General features: G+C 64.4%; 15 protein-coding genes. 6 read left to right on the top strand and 9 right to left on the bottom strand.

Annotated features, from left to right (window positions below):
* Window positions 1-85 precede the first annotated feature (85 nt).
* The 4 genes from AC0L2D_RS03305 (at window position 86) to AC0L2D_RS03320 (ending at window position 2737) form a co-directional block, all read left to right on the top strand.
* Complete coding sequence (locus AC0L2D_RS03305; RefSeq protein ID WP_013530764.1) at window positions 86-970, top strand: LysR family transcriptional regulator; 885 nt, start codon at window positions 86-88, stop codon at window positions 968-970.
* 110 nt (window positions 971-1080) lie between these two features.
* Window positions 1081-1260 (top strand): hypothetical protein, encoded by a 180-nt coding sequence (locus AC0L2D_RS03310; protein WP_024501614.1) that lies wholly within the window; start codon window positions 1081-1083, stop codon window positions 1258-1260.
* A gap of 131 nt (window positions 1261-1391) precedes the next feature.
* A complete protein-coding gene (locus tag AC0L2D_RS03315; RefSeq protein WP_013530762.1) occupies window positions 1392-1637 on the top strand; it encodes a DUF982 domain-containing protein in 246 nt (81 codons plus the stop codon).
* A gap of 98 nt (window positions 1638-1735) precedes the next feature.
* A complete protein-coding gene (locus tag AC0L2D_RS03320) occupies window positions 1736-2737 on the top strand; it encodes an aldo/keto reductase (protein WP_473540346.1) in 1002 nt (333 codons plus the stop codon).
* A 57-nt stretch (window positions 2738-2794) separates the two neighbouring features.
* Here AC0L2D_RS03320 and AC0L2D_RS03325 read toward each other — a convergent pair whose 3' ends face one another.
* The 6 genes from AC0L2D_RS03325 to AC0L2D_RS03350 form a co-directional block, all read right to left on the bottom strand.
* Window positions 2795-3238 carry a GNAT family N-acetyltransferase gene (locus AC0L2D_RS03325; protein ID WP_473540347.1) on the bottom strand — a complete coding sequence of 148 codons (444 nt, stop codon included), beginning with the start codon at window positions 3236-3238 and terminating at the stop codon, window positions 2795-2797.
* A gap of 124 nt (window positions 3239-3362) precedes the next feature.
* Window positions 3363-5384: an AI-2E family transporter gene (locus AC0L2D_RS03330; protein WP_473540578.1), complete on the bottom strand. Its 2022-nt coding sequence runs from the start codon at window positions 5382-5384 to the stop codon at window positions 3363-3365.
* Window positions 5385-5501: 117 nt separating this feature from the next.
* Window positions 5502-6590: a D-alanine--D-alanine ligase family protein gene (locus tag AC0L2D_RS03335; RefSeq protein WP_473540348.1), complete on the bottom strand. Its 1089-nt coding sequence runs from the start codon at window positions 6588-6590 to the stop codon at window positions 5502-5504.
* 24 nt (window positions 6591-6614) lie between these two features.
* Window positions 6615-7232 carry a C39 family peptidase gene (locus AC0L2D_RS03340; RefSeq protein WP_024501618.1) on the bottom strand — a complete coding sequence of 206 codons (618 nt, stop codon included), beginning with the start codon at window positions 7230-7232 and terminating at the stop codon, window positions 6615-6617.
* A gap of 233 nt (window positions 7233-7465) precedes the next feature.
* Complete coding sequence (locus AC0L2D_RS03345) at window positions 7466-7981, bottom strand: hypothetical protein (RefSeq protein ID WP_013530757.1); 516 nt, start codon at window positions 7979-7981, stop codon at window positions 7466-7468.
* A 186-nt stretch (window positions 7982-8167) separates the two neighbouring features.
* On the bottom strand, window positions 8168-8596 hold the full coding sequence (locus AC0L2D_RS03350) for a VOC family protein (protein WP_013530756.1): 429 nt from the start codon (window positions 8594-8596) through the stop codon (window positions 8168-8170).
* Window positions 8597-8914: 318 nt separating this feature from the next.
* On the opposite strand from AC0L2D_RS03350, the gene AC0L2D_RS03355 reads away from it, so the two are divergent.
* A complete protein-coding gene (locus AC0L2D_RS03355) occupies window positions 8915-9217 on the top strand; it encodes a hypothetical protein (RefSeq protein ID WP_245459131.1) in 303 nt (100 codons plus the stop codon).
* Here AC0L2D_RS03355 and AC0L2D_RS03360 read toward each other — a convergent pair.
* From AC0L2D_RS03360 to AC0L2D_RS03370, 3 genes are all read right to left on the bottom strand, one after another.
* Window positions 9194-10393, bottom strand: coding sequence for an aminotransferase-like domain-containing protein (locus tag AC0L2D_RS03360; protein ID WP_224675790.1), 1200 nt, complete (start codon window positions 10391-10393; stop codon window positions 9194-9196). The two genes, AC0L2D_RS03355 and AC0L2D_RS03360, sit on opposite strands and share 24 nt — an antisense overlap.
* A gap of 176 nt (window positions 10394-10569) precedes the next feature.
* The gene (locus AC0L2D_RS03365; protein WP_473540349.1) at window positions 10570-11022 is read right to left on the bottom strand and encodes a GNAT family N-acetyltransferase; all 453 of its coding nucleotides are present in this window, start codon (window positions 11020-11022) and stop codon (window positions 10570-10572) included.
* A 64-nt stretch (window positions 11023-11086) separates the two neighbouring features.
* Window positions 11087-11839 (bottom strand): pyridoxamine 5'-phosphate oxidase family protein, encoded by a 753-nt coding sequence (locus AC0L2D_RS03370; RefSeq protein WP_064993916.1) that lies wholly within the window; start codon window positions 11837-11839, stop codon window positions 11087-11089.
* Between the two features lie 35 nt (window positions 11840-11874).
* Here AC0L2D_RS03370 and pdxR point away from each other — a divergent pair, with 35 nt between their 5' ends.
* Entirely contained in the window at window positions 11875-13311 is a 1437-nt protein-coding gene (gene pdxR / locus AC0L2D_RS03375; protein ID WP_473540350.1) for a MocR-like pyridoxine biosynthesis transcription factor PdxR, read from the top strand.
* Window positions 13312-13335 lie beyond the last annotated feature (24 nt).

Raw genomic sequence — 13335 nt, forward strand, 5'->3', positions numbered from 1 at the left:
TTGCTTGACAGGCCCAATATGTGTGGCTCACAAACACTCAAACAGACCGAAATTTTAGACGCACCGTCTCACTGGTGGAACACCTATGGATATTCTGGCTCTCACCGATTTCAACCTCGTTGCCCGCCATGGCGGTTTCGGCAAGGCGGCACGGGCCACCGGCCGGCCCAAGGCAACCCTGTCGCGGCGCGTTGGAGACTTGGAGAGCAGCCTTGACCTGCGCCTGTTTGAACGGGGTGCGCGTAACCTGAAGCTGACCGAGGAAGGACGGGCGCTTTTCGAGCGGACGGGGGCGTTGCTTGCCGAACTGGACGAGACGGCCGCGGCGATCGCCTCGGGCGGTCAAAGACCCAAGGGGAGACTGCGGATCAGCGCGCCCCTGCTTTTTTCTCAGACCGCGATGGGGAGGATCGCCGCGGGATTTGCCCTCAAATTTCCGGAGGTGAGGCTGGAGGTCACGACGGAGGACCGGGCTGTGGACATGATCGAGGAAGGCTACGACCTGGTGATCCGGGTCAACCCGGATCCCGACGAAAGCTTGGTCGGACGGGCGTTTCTCCGCGACCGGCTGGTCGTCGTGGCGAGCCCTCACCTTCCTCGCACCGGTGGACCGGCCCCTGCCGTTGCGCGCGGGAAAGGCGAACGGCAAACATGGCACGTGAAGACCGAGGGTGGCCGGTCGACGATCAAAATCGAGCCGGTCCTCGCTTTGGGAACGCTCATTATGGTGCGCGATGCGGTGCGGGCGGGGGTCGGTGCGGCACGTCTTCCCATTTCGTTGGTGGCCCACGATTTGGCTGACGGCACGTTGGTGAATTGGGGGGACATCGACGCCCCTGAGATCGCTCTTTGGACGCTCTACCCCTCCCGGCGGCTGCTCAGCCCGCGCGTGTCGGCGTTCCTGGATTTTCTGAAACAGGCCTTCCCGAACGGGACGCCGGACGAACTGGCCGCCTATATCGGCAGGTGATGCCCGACCGCTTTCGCCGGCAAGAACTTTTATTTTTGGCGGAAGGAGTTTGCGGTGGAACAAGTTGGGGCGACGGCAATTACCTTGTCGCCCTACAAGAGGAGGACGTCGTGAAAGACTTGCGCAGTCTCCTTGCCGAACTATCAGCCAACTGGCTCAAGCGCCGCAAGGCGCAGGCGCCCACGACCGTGAACACGGTCAAACCCCGCCCTGCCCACCAGGCGACGCGGCAACGCGCCGCCCACAAACCCAAAACACCGCCCACCCGCGACGTCGCCTCGAACATGTGAGCCCCGCGGACAATGTGGGGCCCAATGCCGCTGGGGGGTATCGGCAATCTATCACGCCAGATTGATTGGTAGCGACGAAACCTTGAGCGGACGTAAGCGTTTATTGCTTCAGCCCAATTGAGGTGGTTCCAATGCAAACGGCATGGTTCTCCAAACCTGTGGCGGTTTCGGTCGGCGTCACCGGTTCCATCCATCATCTGTCCAACACACAGCAGGCCATTGATTTGCTCACCACACATTGGCGTGACGCAGGCAGCCCGAAGCATCGGTCCGCACTGCGCGCCTGCCAGCGGGCGACGAGCGGCGATGTTGCCCCCGACGTCGCCAGGGCGGCGCTCGTCGAAGCAGCGCGCGAAGCCCACATCCTGATCGAATAGCCACATCCTTATCGAATAGCCACATCGTGATCGAATAGGCGTATCGATTGAACCTGCTGACGCTATAATCGCTGCGCCCCCTCCGGAGAACGCCTGCCATGACCCTGAAAACACGCAAGCTCGGCAGCCAGGGGCTGCAGGTCTCGGCTATCGGCCTCGGCTGCATGGGCATGAGCCAGTCCTATGGCCCGGCCGACGAGGCCGAATCCATCGCCACGCTGCACCGTGCCATCGACCTCGGCTGCACCTTCCTCGACACCGCCGAAGTCTATGGCCCTTACGACAACGAAGCCCTGCTCGGCCGGGCATTGAAGGGCAAGCGCGACCAGGTGACGATCGCCACGAAATTTGGCTTCCGCATCGAAAACGGCAAGCAGACCGGAACCGACAGCCGGCCCGAGCACATTCGAGAGGCGGTGGAAGCCTCGCTCGGCCGCCTCGGAACCGACCGTATCGACCTGCTCTACCAGCACCGCGTCGACCCGGCGGTGCCGATGGAGGATGTCGCGGGCGCCGTCGGCGAACTCGTCGCGCAAGGCAAGGTGCGCTTCTTCGGCCTGTCGGAAGCGGGTGCAGCCAACATCCGCCGGGCGCATGCCGTGCATCCGGTGTCGGCGTTGCAGAGCGAGTATTCGCTGTGGGAGCGCAATCTGGAGCCGGAGATCATCCCGCTGCTTGGCGAACTCGGCATCGGCCTGGTGCCGTTCTCGCCGCTCGGCCGAGGGTTTCTCACCGGCCAGGTCAAGCGTGCGGAAGACTATCCCGACGGCGATTATCGCCGCAACGACCCGCGCTACCAGGGCGAAAACTACGACGCCAATGTCGAGGCGGCCGCCAAGGTGAGCGACATCGCCGCTGCCCGCGGCGTCAAGCCCGGCCAGGTCGCGCTGGCCTGGCTGCTGGCGAAGGGCGACGGCTTTGGCATCGACATCGTGCCGATCCCCGGCACCAAGCGCAGAAAATACCTGGAAGAGAACGTCGCCGGCGCCGCTATCAAACTCGATGCCGCCGAGATGGCCGCGCTCGACGAAGCGCTCGCGCCGGGAAAAATCTCCGGCCCGCGCTACACCGATCGGGGCATGGCGATGGTCGACCGGTAGGGGGCGCCTGCTCCAGCGTCCGCGACAATCTCGCCAAGCTCGTTCCGAATAGTGATGCTAACGAAAGCCCAGATGCTTCCGATAGCAGTGGGTTTCCACGGTGAACCTGCCGGCGGCATCATCCGGCAGCCAAAGTGCGTCTTCGAAGCTGCGGCTCAAGCGCCATCCTTCGCGGGCATAAAATCTCTGCGCGCGGACATTTCCCGCCGTGCAGAAAAGCTCGGCCTCCGCCACGCCCTGTTCGCACAAGAGATGCTCGGCATAAGACAGCAGATCGCGGGCGGTTCCGCTTCCCCGTGCCTGCGGGCTTACATAGAGTTTGACCAGCTCCGCCCCGTTTATCGAGACGAAGCCAAGCAATCCATCGGCAGCCGCCACATGGAAGGCATCGGTGGATTGCTCCAGCCACAGCGCAAAATGCGCCGGCGTTCGGTACGCCAGGATTTCGGCTGAAACCAGATGCGCATGGGCATCATGCCAGCCCTGATGCCACAGTTGCACGATCGCCGACCGGTCGGCTTCCTGGGCTGGGCGATTTCGAGCATTTCTCACCGCCGACGGGTAACTAATTTCGTAAGGCCGCGCGGAGGGCCGCCTGGTTCCACCGGCCTTCAGCCGATTTCGGTCAACCCGCCGCTGCCGCGGTAACCTTCTTGGACGCGGCCCGCTGTCGCCGCATGCGCCGTTTGGCGACAAGCTTGAGCGCGACCGGCGGCTCGTTTGACAGCGCGCCCAGCACGGCGTCGACCATGCCATGCGCCACGAAATCCGCGTTCATGTCACGCGCCAGTTTGCCCGCCGTCTCCTTGTCCTGGCTGTCGGCCTCCGACCAGAACACGATTCCCACCCGAAGTGCGGCCTTCGCACGCTTCAGCCGGCGGACCAGAAAGCGGGCGTGCTTGATGGAATCCCGGTTCAGGAATCCGACCACGACGGTGTCGACGGTTTCGAGCTCAAGGCGGCGAATGCCGGCGGGTTCCATATCGGCAAAGCTGGCTTTCGACACCGTCGCGCCCTGGACCTCCAGCACCTGCGCCAGCATCGCGGCAGCGGCGTCGTCGAGCTCGCCACGCCCCCCGGCGCAAAGCACGGACATATCCGTGCCATCGGGCAGTTCGGTCTCGTCCTCCCCGCCGGGATCGTCATCGTCGCTCGCCTCTGCGGCCACGGGCGGCCCCTCCTCCTCGCCTGCCTCCTCCTGCGCGCTGTCGTCGAGATTGGCGACCAGCATCAGGGCACTGGCCGCCACCTGCCGCCTTTGCAAATCGCCCATGACGCCGCGCACACGGTCCTGTTCGCCCAGCAGAAGCGCCGGAATGGCAACCTTGTCATAGAATTCGACCAGATATTTCTCCTCCAGCATCTCCTCGGCATGATCGGTGGCTTCTTCCGGATCGCCGGCCAGCAGCCGCTGGTACAGGCGCGCATGGGGTTCGAGCACGGGCTCGTTGCCGAACAGCACGTCCAGGAATTCAAACTGCGGCACGTGCCTGCCCAGCACCACCAGGCAGACAGTGAGCGGCGTCGACAGGATCAGCCCGAGTGGCCCCCAGAGCCACGTCCAGAAAATCGCCGCGACGATGATCGCCAGCGGCGACAGTCCCGTTCGCGAACCGTAGAGCCAGGGTTCGATGACATTGCCGGTGATCAGTTCCATCACCACGAACAGGGCGGCTGTCCACAGCACGAGCGACCAGCCCGGTGCCACGGCCAGCGCCAGGAACAGCGGCAAAAGCATGCCTATGATCGGGCCGATATAGGGAACGAAACGCAGCGCCAGGGCCAGCAGCCCCCACAGCAGCGCATTGGGAATACCGAGGGCCCAGAGCCCGATCGCGATCGGTATGGCGTAGACGATGTTGACGACCAACTGCATCAAGAGATAGCGGCCCACCCGCTTGGCGGCATCCTGAAGTGCCTCGGTGGTGCGGTGGAGGTCGCCGTAGCCGACAAGCCGGATGAAGCGGTCGCGCAGATCCTCCCGCTCGAGCAGCATGAAGATGACGACGACAATGATCAGCCCGGCCGACCCAAGCGGGCTGATCAGCGGCCCGACGACATTCTGCAGGACCTGAAGCGGCCTTTCGTGCGCGACGATCTCGACGGGCACCGGCTCGCGCGGCGGCTTTTCCGGGGTGGCGACCGGCAGCGAGGGGTCTTGCCTGTCGATCTCCTGGCCGACCCGCTCGACCACCTTGCTCAGTCTGGCAAGGATCCCGCCGCCGACCCCGGTTTCCTTGAGCGAGCGGATCTTGGTCAGGATGTTGGTCTGGTAGACCGGGATGTTCTGCGCCAGTTCGCTGACCTGCGTGGCGACGATGAAGGAGAACAGGCCAAGCGCCGCGAAGGCGCCGAGCACGCTGGCGATGACGGCGGCAATCCGGGGAATGCCGAGCTTTTTTAGCGCTGCGACAAGCGGCGCCAGTGCGAAGGTCAGCAGCAGCGCGATGGCGATCGGCAGGAAAACCTCGCGCCCGAAATACAGTGCCGCCACTGTCGTGACGATGGCCGCCACATTGGGCAAAGAGGTTCGCGGATGGGGCGCGGTCGCTGAAAGGGTGTCCCCCAGCCCATCAGCCGGAGACGCCGTGCCGTTTCGACGATTGGCCACGTGATGCCTCCCCTGCCAAATGCCATGATCGGGCATATAGAGCGGACGTGCAACTTTAGCCAACGATGAAATACGCCGCACTCACAGGCAATGATCCGGCCCGCACCGGCCGCTCCCGAAGGGCTAAATGGAAGTCAGGCTCGCCCGATCGGATCAGCGCGCCGCATGCCTGGCCAGCGCGTGCTCGATCAGCACGTCGATGGTCTGGCTGTAGCCGATGCCTGAGGCGGCAAGCGCCTTGGCATACATCGAGATGTCGGTGAAGCCGGGAATGGTGTTGACCTCGTTGACAAGCAGGCTGCCGTCGGTGCGCAGGAAGAAATCGACGCGCGCCATGGCTTCGCAGCCAAGCGCCTGGAACGCCTGCCGCGCCATATCCCTGGCCTTTTCGGCCACATCGGCCGGGACATCGGCGGGCACCTTGACCAGCGCGCCGTCGGCATCGAGATATTTGGCCTCATAGGTGTAGAAGCCGTGCTTGCCGGCCGGAATGATCTCGCCGGGCAGCGACACCGTCAGCGACCCGTCGGCGCGCTCCAGCACCGAGAACTCGATCTCGCGGCCCTTGACGAATTCCTCGATCAACACTTTGCCATCGTAGCGGAAAGCCGTGTCGATGGCCTGCTCGAAGCCGTCCCTGTCATTCACCTTGCTGACCCCGAAGGACGAGCCCTGGCGCGCCGGCTTGGCGAAGAAAGGCAGGCCGAGCGTCCCGGCAATCTCCTGGAAGGAATGTTTGCCGTTTCGATGCACGGTGACGGAGCGGGCAACCGCCAGTCCCGCCTCGCGCATCAGCCGCTTGGCGACGTCCTTGTCCATGGCGGCGGCCGAGGCGAGAATGCCGCAGCCGACATACGCGACATCGGCGACCTCGGCATAGCTCTGCACCGAGCCGTCCTCGCCGAACGGCCCGTGCAGCACCGGGAACACGACGTCGATGGGGGGCAGCTCAGGCTGCGTACCATCCCGCGACACCGCAACCAGCCGGCCCTTGCCGCCGGGCAACAAAGCAACCTCCGGGCCGTCTTCGGAGGCCGGCGCCCCTGCCGCCTCATCGCCGATCGCCGCGGCGCGATCGAGTTGTTGCAGCAGCCACCTGCCGCCTCGCGAAATGGCGATCGGCACGATATCGTAGCGCGTCCGGTCGATCGCCTTCAGCACATTGGCGGCCGAAAGGCGCGACACGTCGTGCTCGGCCGAACGCCCGCCATAGAGGATGGCCACTCTTGTCTTGTCGGTCATCGAAATCCCTCGACTGTCAAAAAATCAAATGGCGACGGCAATGCCGCGATTGGCAAAGAAGCGGTCGAAATCGGCCGGTGACAACACTGCGTCTGCCTGTGTGGCGGGCTCATGGCCGGACGGGTTGTGAAAGCGGAAACCTTCGTCGGATGCCGCGGTGATCAGCACCAGATGGCCGCCCTTCGAGGGCGGCTCGCGCTCGGGCCAGCGGATCGAGCTGCTGACCGACGCGATGAAGAAGCGCGTCCGCTGCATGATCGCCGGAATGTCTGATGTGGCGACATTGGTCATCACCTCGGCGCGCAGGCCGAAAGCTTCCTTCACGAAGCTGACGAAGGGCGCGTAGATCAGCCCCTTGATCGATCCCTCATTGACGACATAGCCGCCATATAAGGTGCAGCGCCTGGCAAGTTCGATCGTCGGCACGATCTCGCCGCGGCTGGCCAGGATCATCTTAAGGCAGGCCATGCCGCAGATGTTGGCGGCCCAGATTGCGTATTCATCGAGGGTCTCCGCCCCGGATCGCCTCCACAGCGGATCGCGCCTGAGCGCAACATCCGCGCCGTCGGCGAGCACGTCCAGCGTCATGTCAGGCGTTTCCCACTGGCTGAAAAACGGCACGGTTTCAGGCGGCGGGCTCATGCGGTCTCCTCGGTCGGCCGGTTCCATCTCGTATACGAGGATACGAGATGGATGAAAAGCCGTGACATTCAGTGGCGCGACCCAGAAGATGTCATCTTCCGTTTCGGTCAACCATCGCTGACATCCGGGGTTAGCGGAAGCCTCTCCCGCCTTCGTCATCCACAGGCGGAGCAGGAGCGAAGCTCCGTCGCGGAGACCCGAGGATGACGAACGTGGTGAATGCTGCGCGCCGCCTACTCGGCCTTCGCCCAGCCGAAAACCAGCCACGCATATTTCGATTTTTCGTAGGGTTCGACAGTGTAGGTCATCTGCATGTCGCCGTCCTTGGCGTAGATATCCAGCCGGGGCGCCGTATCCAGCTCGAGCCACGCCGAACTCTTGCTGAACGACCAGGTTCCGCACCAGACGCAAGGCCCCGACGTCGGATCCCCGGGCTGGTGAAAATTGTAGCGGCCGTCCGCCGTGATCTCCAGATAATCGAACGCCCCGTAAAACGCGGTCACCGTCTGCTGGAACTCACTGGCGGCCGCTTCCTGTTCCGGTGTCGGCGCATCCTTCATATCGCGCGGCGGCCGGATGGCTCCGCCGTTGAGTTTCCATTTGCCGACAAAATCCTTCTCGGTCGGAAGATATTCCTCCTGGGCCTGCGCCGATGAAATATAAGCAAAGGATGATATACTTGTGAGGCCAACGGCCCCGATCGCAAATAGAAGCGTGGCGGCACAGATCGCCCTTGCTGGGTTTTGCATAAAAAAAATATCTCCACGGGGGTAAGGGGAGTTTTATTGAAAATTTGTGGCGGACGTTGCTTCGGGACCGATTCCCACCCGCCATTTGCACGGTTAGCATCGGGGCCACCGATCTGGCAACGCAAGGCAGCCTCTCTCCAGCATCGCCCATGCGTCCGCGATCCCGGCCGGCTGAATATCGGCAGCTTAGAAGGTGATCTTCACCGAAGCGGCGCTGCGACGATGCGGGCCGTGATGGACGGCCTCGATGTTGTTGCCGTCCGGATCGAGCAGGAAGGCGGCGTAATAGCCGGGGTGATAGGGCCGTTCGCCCGGCGCGCCATTGTCCGTGCCGCCGGCCGCCAGCCCGGCCTTGTAGAAGCCGTCGACCATAGCGTGGTCCCTTGCCTGGAAAGCCAGGTGATGGCGGCCGGTGAGTTTTCCCTGTGCGGCCCGGCTGTCGGCAGTGGAGACAAACAGCTCGTCGGCCCAGAAAAAGTCGGCGCCGCTACCTCCGATCGGGACATCGAGCGCCTGCAGGACCGCCTCGTAGAAACGCCGGCTGGCCGCGAGGTTTCTGACCACCAGTTGGATGTGGTCGATGAGCCGGCCGCGATGCAATTCCTGGGTTTCCATGAAAACGCCTCCTCGTGTGGGTTCGAATTTAGGTTGGGATAGGGCGTCGTCAATGCGGATACTTCCCAGCAAACAAAGGGCCCGCCGGGAGGGGATCCGGCGGGCCTTTGGAAAGCATGTCTAGCCTTCAGGGGTCTGAGGGGGGATCAGACCTGGTAAGAACCTTTGTTGGCCGCGGAGGTTCCACCCGAACAAAAAAATTGCCGATGGCCCGTCCGCGGAATTCAAGCAATGGAGGCGATTTCTTCGCGAGACCACTCACAGTTTGGAACTTTCCGCTCGCAACCGGGTTTGGTGGCGCGGTGGGAGGAATTGCGATTGGATTGTTTTCAGAGGCTCGAAGCGCTGGTCGACAGCGCCGGTCTCGACGATATCGAGGAAGCAACCGCTCTGCTGCGCCGGTTCAAGGGCAGGTCGCGCGAGGTCGCGGCAGCCATCGACGAATTCATGCTCGATTTCATGACCTTGGTCTTCGTCGTCGAAAACGGCGAAGAAGGTTTCGAAAGGCCGGTCCGCAAGCTCGCTCGCACCAGGCTTTCAAAGCTTGAGCGGCTGGTGACTGTAACGGCGGAGGAAAAGCCGGCTTCCAGCGCCGGCCTATCCCTTCAGGATGGCGGCTAGCCTTGGAATGCCTTCGCTCACCGCGCGCCGGTCGGCGAGCGTGAAGGACAGCCGCAGCGTGTTGCGCCCGGTGCCATCGGCATAAAAGGCGTTGCCCGGCACGAAGGCGACCCGCGCTTCCTTCACCGACCGAGCCAGAAGCTCGGTGGCGTCGGCCCCTTCCGGCAGTGTCACCCAGACGAACATGCCGCCTTCCGGGCGGCTCCAGGTCACGCCTTCGGGCATGTGGGCTTCCAGTGCCGAGAGCAGCCCGTCGCGGCGCTCGCGATAGGCGTCGATGAGTTTTTCCACCTGGCCTTCGAACACGGCTTCGGCGACGCGATGCATCACCACCTGGTTGATCGACGGGCTGTGCAGGTCCGAAGCCTGCTTCATCAGCACCAGCTTCTCGACAATGTGGCGCGGCGCGCACACCCAGCCGACCCGCATGCCCGGCGACAGGATCTTCGAGAACGAGCCGCAATAGAGCGTGCGCGCCTTGTCGATGCCGCCGGACCGGGCACAATCGAGCGCCAGGATCGGCGGCTCGCCCTCGCCGTCATAGCGCAGCGCGCGGTAAGCGGCATCCTCGAGGACGGCGATGTCGAGTTCGCCGGCAAGGTCGAGCACCGCCTCGCGCTGCTCACGGTTCAGCGTGTTGCCGGTCGGGTTGGCGAAATCCGGCACCAGATAGGCGAATTTGGCCTTGCCGCCATTGGCGGCCGCCGCCGCGCGATAGGCATCGGGCGTCATGTTGCCGCCGGCCGGGGTCAGCCGGTCGTAGCGCGGCTCATAGGCGTTGAAAGCCTGCAGCGCGCCGAGATAGGTCGGCCACGTCACCAGCGCGGTGTCGCCCGGCGACAGGAACAGCTTGCCGAGATAATCCAGCGCCTGCTGCGAGCCGGAGGTGATGAAGATGTTGGCCTCGTCGCAGGCGACGCCGAGCTTGCCCATCTGCCCGGCGAGCCAGCGCCGCAACGGCAGATAGCCTTCCGAGACCTGGTACTGCAGCGCAGCGCCCGCCTCGGCGCCACCCAGCACATCGGCATAGGCGTCGCGGATCGCCTCGGCTGGGAACAGCGCCGGATCGGGAATACCGCCGGCAAACGAGATGATGTCCGGCTGGTCGAGCAGCTTCAGCAGCTCGCGGATTTCGGACGCTTTCATGCGCGACGAGCGCGAAGCCAACAGGTTCATAAGGGTCACGGCACGCCTCCCCGGACGCTGCAATATAGGTCAACTTGACTGACCTATATCCCCTCTTGGCCGCGAATTGAAGTGTGCCTGAACGGTTTCCCGAATGCGCCAGCACTGGCGCACTGCTCGAACGCCGCGAGCAGTTCCACAAAAGTGTTGCAGCGTTTTCCGACCGCCTAAAGGCTCTTCTTGTAGCCGAGATGGCTGCCGGTGAAGCCGAGGCTTTCGTAAAAACGATGCGCGTCCGCCCGCCCTTTGTCGGTGGTCAGTTGAACGAGGCCGCAGCCGCGCGCGCGGCACGCGTCGATCGCCCATTCGATCATCTGCCTGCCGATGCCGTCCGAGCGCCTGTGGCCGGCGACCCGAACCGCCTCGATCTGGCCGCGCCACGCGCCCTTGCGCGAGAGCCCGGCAAGGAAAGATATCTGCAAGGTGCCGACCACCTCGCCGCCATCCACGGCCACCGCCAGCAGCTGATTGGGATCGGCGTCGATGGCGTTGAAAGCCTCGACATAACCTTGCGCCAGCGGCAAGGAAGCGTCCTCGCGGCCGGCGCCAAGCGGATCGTCTGCCAGCATGGCCACGATATCAGGCAGGTCGGAGGCCTGCGCACGGCGGAAGGTGATCATGGTGTCGAGATATCGCGAGGCGGCGGCAGCGGCAAGATTTGAATACGCTCCCACTAGGCGCGGGCTAAACTTCGCCCTCATAAACCCGCTGCGCCTGCGTCAGCGCCTCATCGAGCCGCGCGCCCTCGGCATATCCAGCCAGGTTCCGCGGCCGCTCCATGTCGGGCAGCAGCCTCGGACACGGCTCGGCGGCGCCGACCACCATCCGCACCGGGATGACGCCGGCCCAAACCGGATGCCCGTAATCCTCCTCGTCGTCGCCGACGCCTTTGGCGCGCACCTTCGCCGATGCCTCTTCAATACGCATGCCGATCACCGTCGTCGCCTTGGCCTCCTGCGCCGAGATCGGCCGCAGGGTCTCGCTCCGGCCGGGATAGAAACGGTCGACGACGCCGGCCAGCGCCTTCAGTTTCTCCTGCGGCTCGTCGACGATTCGCGCCGTGCCGAAACACATCGCCGAGCGATAGTTGGCCGAATGGTTGAAGCCCGAGCGCGCCAGCACCAGCCCGTCGAGATGCGACACCGTGAGACAGGCCGGCGTGCCGCCGCGCAGATTGCGCAGCATGCGGCTGGCCGACGAGCCGTGCCAGTACAGCATGTCGTCCTCGCGCCAGTGGATGGTCGGCGTGCAATAGGGCTGGCCGTCGAACGTATAGGCGACATGGCACAGCAGCCCGGCATCCAGCACCGCGAAGACTGCCGCATGGTCATAGCTGCCGCGCTCGTGCAGGCGCTTGACGCGGTTGCGGCTGGTGGTCGGAAAACTGGCTGGCGTGTCGTTCACGGCTTGCATCCTTGGTTGTCGTCTGCCAAGCATGCGCCATGACATTGGTCGATAAAAGAACCAATCCTATGAAGAAAAACCGGACCAATTTTCCGGATTGGTCGGCGCTGATCCCGGTCCTGCCGGGCGACGGCCCGCGCAGCCGCGAGCTCTATGCGGCGCTCAGGCGGCTGATCGAGACCGGCGCGCTGGCCACCGGGGCGAAACTCCCGACCACCCGGGATCTCGCACAGCGCTTCGGCCTGTCGCGTTCGGCGGCGGTTGCCTGTTTCGAAATGCTGATCTCGGAGGGGTTTGCGGTCGCCAAAGTCGGCGCCGGCACCTTCGTCGCGCCTGATGTGCCGCATCTGCCGCTGACGTTGATCAAGCCGCGTCCAGCGGAGATCGACGTCGCGGCGTCGCTACCTTGCGGCCTTGGCGTTGCGGTCTCCGATCCGCGCACGCTTGATATGTTTCGCATCCTTCTGTCGCGCCACCTCACCCGCCCCGGACCGGAGCATTTCCGCTATGGCGATCCGCGCGGCGGCCTGCCGCTGCGCACGGCAATTGCCACCTATCTCAGGACCGCACGCGGCGTGCGCTGCGACGCCGGCCAGATCGTGCTGACGTCGGGCACGCAGCAGGGGCTCGATCTCCTGGTGCGTGCAGCACTTCGTCCCGGCGATGCCGTCTGGATCGAAAACCCCTGCTATCCCATGGCGCACGCCGTGCTGGCCGGCAGCGGGGCCACGGTTTTTGGCGTACCCGTCGACGCGGAAGGGCTCGATCCCGAGATCGGCGAAAGCCTGTGCTCCAAGGCGCGCGCGGCCTATGTCACGCCCTCGCATCAATATCCGCTCGGCGTGACGATGACGATGCGCCGCCGTCTCGCTTTGCTCGACTGGGCGCGGCGCAACGATGCCTGGATCATCGAGGACGACTACGACAGCGAGTTCCGCTATGCCGGCCCGCCGCTGACCTCGCTGCAGGGCATGGACGGCTCGGGCCGTGTCGCCTATCTCGGCACCTTCTCGAAAATCCTCTTCCCCGGCCTGCGCATCGGCTATGTCGTGGTGCCCGAAGCGCTGCTCGATGCCGTGATGGCGGTCAGGGCGCGCTCCGATCGCTTCCCCTCGACGCTGGCCGAAGGCGCGCTGACCGACCTGTTGAACGAGGGCCATTTCGCCGCGCATCTCAGGCGCGTGCGCCGCCGGGTGCAAGCCGCGCGCGACGTGCTGGTCGCCGGCCTCGAGACGCATTGCGGCGATGCCCTCGAAGTAACCGTGCCCGAACAGGGGCTGCACTTGATGGCGACGCTGAAGCACGCCGGGCTGGACACGGCGATCGTCGAGGCGGCGAAGGCGGCAGGTGTCGGCGCCAGGGCCTTGTCCTCGATGTTCATCGGCGGGGCGTCCCGGCAAGGCCTGGTGCTGGGTTTTTCCGGGTTTTCGGACGAGGAACTGATGGCCGCGACGGTACGACTGGGTGGGGTGATGGGCCGCAGTCCCGGCCGCCAAACTACCTGATCCTGCTCAAACAATCCTAGGGCG

The sequence above is a fragment of the Mesorhizobium sp. WSM4833 genome, from assembly GCF_055811095.1.